Genomic DNA, 5,686 nt, shown 5'->3' with positions numbered 1-5,686 from the left:
GAAGCTTGGTATTCCCCCTCAGCAGGCCCGACCGGCGGAAGCGAACGCAGCAATCGACAACCTCGAGAGGTTGCACCTATCCGAGGAAACTGCACATGTCAGAACTGGGATGCCCACCCGGGCCCACGAATACGACCGGCCCGGCCGGTGGCCGGCTCGGCGTCGCGGTTCGGACCTTCGCCGAACTGCTTCCACGGTGGCGCGAGTGGAAGCCCGCGCTCCGCACACCCGGCGCCGACCTGCTCTCCGGACTGATCGTCGCGCTTGTCGCGCTACCGCTGGCATTGGGCTTCGGCATCAGCTCCGGACTCGGCGCCGCCACGGGTCTGACCACGGCAGTCATCGCCGGCGCCGTGGCGGCGGTGTTCGGAGGCTCACGCTTCCAGGTGTCCGGACCTACCGGGGCGATGACGGTGGTCCTGGTGCCCATCGTCGGCCAGTACGGGCCGACGGGGGTTCTGGCGGTCGGGCTGATCGCCGGGGTGCTGTTGGTGGGTCTGGCGTTCGCGGGCGTCGGCCGGGCGGTGCGGTACATGCCGGCCCCCGTCATCGAAGGGTTCACCGCGGGCATCGCCGTCGTCATCGCGCTGCAGCAGGTTCCGTCGGCTCTGGGAATCCAGGGGGCCGAGGGTGAGAAGGTGTGGCAGAGCGCGGTCGACGCGGTGCGGCGCTTTGCGGAGAGCCCGTCGATCCTGACGCCGGCGGTCGCGCTCGCGGTGGCCGTGACGATCCTCCTCGGCGGCCGCTATTTCCCCAGGATCCCGTTCTCGCTCGTGGCGGTCGCCGCCGCGACCGTCGCCGCGCGGGCGTTCGACCTGAGCATCGCCCGCATCGGCACCATCCCGTCCGGGTTCTCCCCGCCGACGCTGAACTTTGTTCACCTGGGCGACCTCACGTCTCTGATCGCGCCCGCACTTGCCGTCGCTGCATTGGCGGCACTCGAATCGCTCCTGTCGGCGACCGCCGCCGATTCGATGGCCGTCGGCACGCGGCACAACCCCGATCGGGAACTGTTCGGGCAGGGCCTGGCGAATATCGCCGCACCCCTGTTCGGAGGCGTCCCCGCCACCGGGGCAATCGCCCGGACCGCGGTCAACGTCCGCTCCGGCGCCCGCACCCGCCTCGCGGCCCTGACCCACGCGCTCATCCTTGCCGCGATCGTCTACTTGGCGTCCAGCCTCGTGGCCGAGATCCCCCTCGCCGCACTGGCCGGCGTCCTGCTCGCCACCACGGTCCGGATGGTCGAGACCGCCTCCATCCTCGCCATCGCACGCGCCACCCGCGCCGACACCGTCGTGATGGTCGCGACCTTCCTGGTCACCGTCGTCTTCGACCTTGTCACCGCGGTCGCCGTAGGCGTCGGATTTGCCGCGATCCTCGCACTGCGGGCGGTCGCCAAGTCGGCGCGGATCGAGCAGATCCCACTCGACGAGGTCGGCGACCACCTGGCAGAAGAACACGAACTCCTGCGCGAACACATCGTCGCCTACCGCATCGAGGGCGCGTTGTTCTTCGCTGCGGCGCACCGGTTCCTGCTCGAACTCGCCGATGTCTCGGACGTGAAGGTCGTGATCCTGCGGATGTCGCGGATCACCGCCCTCGACGCCACCGGCGCGATGGTTCTCCAGGACGCCATCGCCAAGCTCGAGCACCGGCACATCACGGTCCTGATCTCCGGGGTGAAACCGGAGCACCTGCGCCCCCTCGAATCGCTCGGGGTGTTCACGACGAAAGACAGCGAACAACGTCAACTCTTCGCAACGACACCCGAGGCGATCGACTACGCCCGCGCGATCGTCATCTCCGATTCCCGACACTCCGCCGCACCGAAGGACCCCCGATGACCGAAATGCCCAACGCCGTCGCACCCACTCCGGCCCAGCGCCTCGCCTACGTACTCGGCAAGACACTGCCGGAGAAGCTGCATCCCTGGGTCGCGCGCGACATCACCGGGCCCGGCGCCACCCGCCGATACGTCACCCGCTGCCTGGTCCCGCTCGTCCCGATCCTGGTCGGACTGCTCCTGATCCCCGGGCAGTGGATCATCCGCATCGGCATGGCACTGCTGTTGTTCCTGCCCTTCGTCTACTTCCTGTTCGCACTGAAGAACATCTACCTCCGACACCGGCTCGTCAGCCACGGCCTCGACCCCGAACTCCTCCACGCACACAAGCAGCGGCGGCTCGACCAGGAACGCGACAACTACGAGACCCGATACCGGTCCGCTTCCTAGAGGTGGCGCCTACAGCGGACGAGCATGAGCGCATCCACGGCTGACGGAACGGTGCACGCGCCTGCCGACGTCCACCGCCGTCGAGGACGGCCTGGGCACGCAATCGGACGCCATGCGGACATCGCCGTCCCGTAAGACAGTCACACCCCGTGAATCCCGAACAACGACAAGGACTGACAGGTGAATTGCAACGAACGTAGTGGCGGTGCGCATCGCCGCGACGACGACACTCCGCCCAGCGCCCCCACCCACGACCGTCCTGGTCGCCACGCTCGACCCGAACCACCGACGCAGCCGCAGGAGTCGACGTGTAGAGGGGGGAAGAGGGCAACGAAGAGCCCCCTCACCACATCTCATCCGACTTCGGAGCCGGCGAAGCGGTAGTCACGCGCCGCCCAACGCTCGAACGGGGTCGAGGATCTGGTGGCTGAAGCGCCGTCCGGTGAGGTCTGCCCATCGGCGTTTCCCGGCTAGCGCTTGCGCTGACTGTCCGATCGTCCCGACAGGTGTCAGTCGTAGTGTTCGAGGCGTTGAGGAAGAAGGTCGCCGACCGCGCTGCGTCGGGGTCGAATCCGGGTCCGCACGATCTGAGAGTCGTGCCTGGCGAAGCCGTGCGAGGGCGGGATCTCGGCGCGCTCGTGCGGATGTCCTTGGTGGCTACCTCGGCATCGACGTGGCACCTGTAGGTGCACTCGATGTGCTCAGTGGACAGACGCCAGGGCTTCTCGACGTGCTGGGTCGGGTAGGGGAGCGGGCCAGTGCGTCCGCCCGGAAGCCAGGCGAGGTACTTGCCTGCCCACCGCATGCACCAAGCCGTTCTGCGCTGCGTGATATGCGACCAACTGGCACTTCGATCAGGCGGTGATCGAGTATCAGAGCGTGAACCTCGCGGCCCTGCCGGTTAGGGAGGCGTCGAGGCCGATGTCGAGGTCCGGATTGGGTGCGGTCGTCCAGCGGTGTTCGAGCGTTCGGTCGATCCCCGCCCCGGCGGCGGCGTCGATCCAGTCGCCGGCGATCACCAGGCGTTTCGCGGTAGCGGGATCGAGTGTGCGGACCAACCGCGTGATCGTCCGAGCCCGGATAGACGACACCGAGCTTCGCGGGTGTCACCGCCAACTCGGCGTTCGCGGCGGCGCGTCCGAACACTCTGAGGACCTCTTGCGTGCGCATCGCGATCCGCGCCACGAGAATCGAGGACGCCCGGCGCCCGGGAACGCTGACATCCCGCACTGTGGTCACCGAGGTCGGGGGAGTTCCGACGGCTCGTGATCTGGTAGATCGGAATCGGCCACTGGATGACGACATGTCGGAACGCGGTGCCGACCGGTCACAGACCCGCCGCACCACAGTTTCGTCACAGTGACGTATTAAGGTGGGCAGACGGGATGCGCTGTAATGGAAGGGAAGTCGTTCGATGTGGGCACAAGTGGATCGCGAGGTACACCGGCAGCGCGGTTGGTAGCCGTGGACCGGGCCGCCGGCCGCATCGGATTGGCGCGGTCGACGGGAGACGATCTCGTACCCGCGAAACCGCCGCAGCCGATCCGACCACCCGAGCGGATGCGCCCGGCAGATCGGTCGTCGAGGCTGTCGTTCTGCCAACTGGAGTGGCACATGACAAGAGCCCGGGACACGTAGCCAACTACCTGCCTTGTTTCGGTACCGATAATCGACATTATGTCATTTCACATCCGGAAACCCGTCCCCGAACATCGACGGACCGGACGATGCGGAGGCTCGCACGGAATGGCTGCCGAGGCCGAACGACAGCCGGCAGTCCCTCGCCCGGACTGGACTCGACCTGCACCACCCCCGAGTCGCGTCGGCCCGCACACCGCGCGCACGACTGCACGTCGCGTCGAGTCGCCCAACCAAACCGATGCAGATGTCGCACAATTGGTCTCAGCCGGCCGTTCCGGCGATCGACGCGAACTGTCGACGATCCACGCTCCCCGAGTTGCCCGAGCGGTCCCCGATCAAGTTTTCATGGATAATTGCGATTATCCATGAAACGTATTGCGTTTCAACCCCGTTCGAGTTCACCGGCTGTGAATCGCCATCCGACTTGGCAAATCGACATCCTAGTTGGCGAAGTCGTCGCGATAGTTGGCATATCTACCAGCCAGACTCCGGACGACCGAACCAGCACCCGCCCTCCTCAGGCCCCACCTATGCGGCTGCCCGTCACCTACATCGGACGGGCCGCGACTCAGCGCGGCAACTCCCCTAGCAAGCGCCGACTCAGTCGGCGATTCCGTCGAACCGGCGGACTGCACGACGAAGGCACGGAGCAAGTTCGTTGTCAGTACGCGTTGCCGGCGCAACTACCGTGTTCAATACCGGATCCAACAGCACGAGCGTGTCGACTTCCGCCGCGGCCCGACCCAAGCCGATCGCCCAGTCCTTCAAGACACGTCGATCAAGAAGAGGATCCCACGCGAGAAGCCAGCTCGACAGGGCTTCCCAACGAAGATCAGGGATCTCAACCGCTCGCGACTTCATGCGATCATGCTGCACAAACGACCCGGACGGGGGTTCACCCTCCGCGGGTGGATTCATCCTGAGACCGTTCGATTCTGCGACGCCCGATCGGAGTCGCTCCCCGCCCTCGGATCCCGACTGCCGTGCGGAGATGCCTCGGCCACAGGAGTTGATCATCTTCCGTCGTCAGGGTTCCGAGCGAGCCATTCCGTGGCTTGTCACGAAGTAAAATGCCGGCAGCACAGCAAGGATCACAAGAGGCACAACTACCGGTGTCACGAACCCGACACCGCCGGCCAGCGTGTAGCCGGTTATGCCGAGTAGCGCGCGCGCCCTGTCGCCGTGGAAGTATCGAGTGCCGTCGTTGACGGCCAAAGCCGGATGCCGCACAACATATTCGTAGACCATCAACCAAGCACCACACATGATTCCGGCGACCAGGGCGTAGAGCGCGATCGCTACGCTCATGTTCGCCTCGTCGCCCGCCTGAAGCGCATCCGCGAGGACCGCCGTCGGGAACGGCAGTAGTGCTGTGGTGAAGAGCAGCACAAGGTTGGTAAAGGTGAAACCCTTGTCCACTCGTTCGATTCGGTTGAACATCACGTGATGGTTGAACCAGATGATGCTGACATATGCGAACGACATGGCATACGCCAGATATGCGGGCCACTGCGCGATCAGATCCGCGATCAGCCGACCGTTTTCTGTCTGCGGTGCGCGGATGTCTAGCACGAGCATGGTGATGGCAACAGCAAATACCCCATCGCTGAACGCCTCGATCCGGCCCGGTTCCGCCGACCGAATCGGAAAGCTGTCAATCCCCTTCGATTCGGTCACGCGATCCTCCTCCGATGCTCCACCTCGTACGAACCCACAGATCCCCCCGATACTCAGCGAGTCCCTTTCGGCAGCCTGCTCGCCAAAGGGCCACGGCCACATGCTCGGGCCCTGCGTCCCGGAGTTGTCCGGGCC

General features: G+C 65.7%; 5 protein-coding genes. 2 read left to right on the top strand and 3 right to left on the bottom strand.

Going from position 1 to position 5,686, the window contains the following annotated elements; all coding sequences use genetic code 11:
- Nucleotides 1-95: 95 nt before the first annotated feature.
- Together ACFXGJ_RS23880 and ACFXGJ_RS23875 are read left to right on the top strand one after the other, a co-directional pair.
- Nucleotides 96-1,844, top strand: coding sequence for a SulP family inorganic anion transporter (locus tag ACFXGJ_RS23880; protein WP_378625740.1), 1,749 nt, complete (start codon nt 96-98; stop codon nt 1,842-1,844).
- A 5-nt stretch (nt 1,845-1,849) separates the two neighbouring features.
- Nucleotides 1,850-2,233, top strand: a complete 384-nt coding sequence (locus tag ACFXGJ_RS23875) for a DUF5313 family protein (protein WP_378625741.1) — start codon at nt 1,850-1,852, stop codon at nt 2,231-2,233.
- A gap of 872 nt (nt 2,234-3,105) precedes the next feature.
- Here ACFXGJ_RS23875 and ACFXGJ_RS23870 read toward each other — a convergent pair.
- The 3 genes from ACFXGJ_RS23870 to ACFXGJ_RS23860 all read right to left on the bottom strand — a co-directional run bounded on the left by ACFXGJ_RS23870 (nt 3,106) and on the right by ACFXGJ_RS23860 (nt 5,551).
- On the bottom strand, nt 3,106-3,291 hold the full coding sequence (locus tag ACFXGJ_RS23870; protein WP_378625739.1) for a hypothetical protein: 186 nt from the start codon (nt 3,289-3,291) through the stop codon (nt 3,106-3,108).
- 1,183 nt (nt 3,292-4,474) lie between these two features.
- Nucleotides 4,475-4,735 carry a hypothetical protein gene (locus tag ACFXGJ_RS23865; RefSeq protein WP_378625737.1) on the bottom strand — a complete coding sequence of 87 codons (261 nt, stop codon included), beginning with the start codon at nt 4,733-4,735 and terminating at the stop codon, nt 4,475-4,477.
- 165 nt (nt 4,736-4,900) lie between these two features.
- Nucleotides 4,901-5,551 carry a TMEM175 family protein gene (locus tag ACFXGJ_RS23860; protein WP_378625736.1) on the bottom strand — a complete coding sequence of 217 codons (651 nt, stop codon included), beginning with the start codon at nt 5,549-5,551 and terminating at the stop codon, nt 4,901-4,903.
- Nucleotides 5,552-5,686 lie beyond the last annotated feature (135 nt).

This window comes from Rhodococcus sp. NPDC059234 (genome assembly GCF_042754225.1).
GTDB lineage: Bacteria > Actinomycetota > Actinomycetes > Mycobacteriales > Mycobacteriaceae > Rhodococcus_G.
The sequence above is the reverse complement of the archived record's forward strand: the minus strand, read 5'-3'. Positions and strand labels throughout refer to the sequence as shown.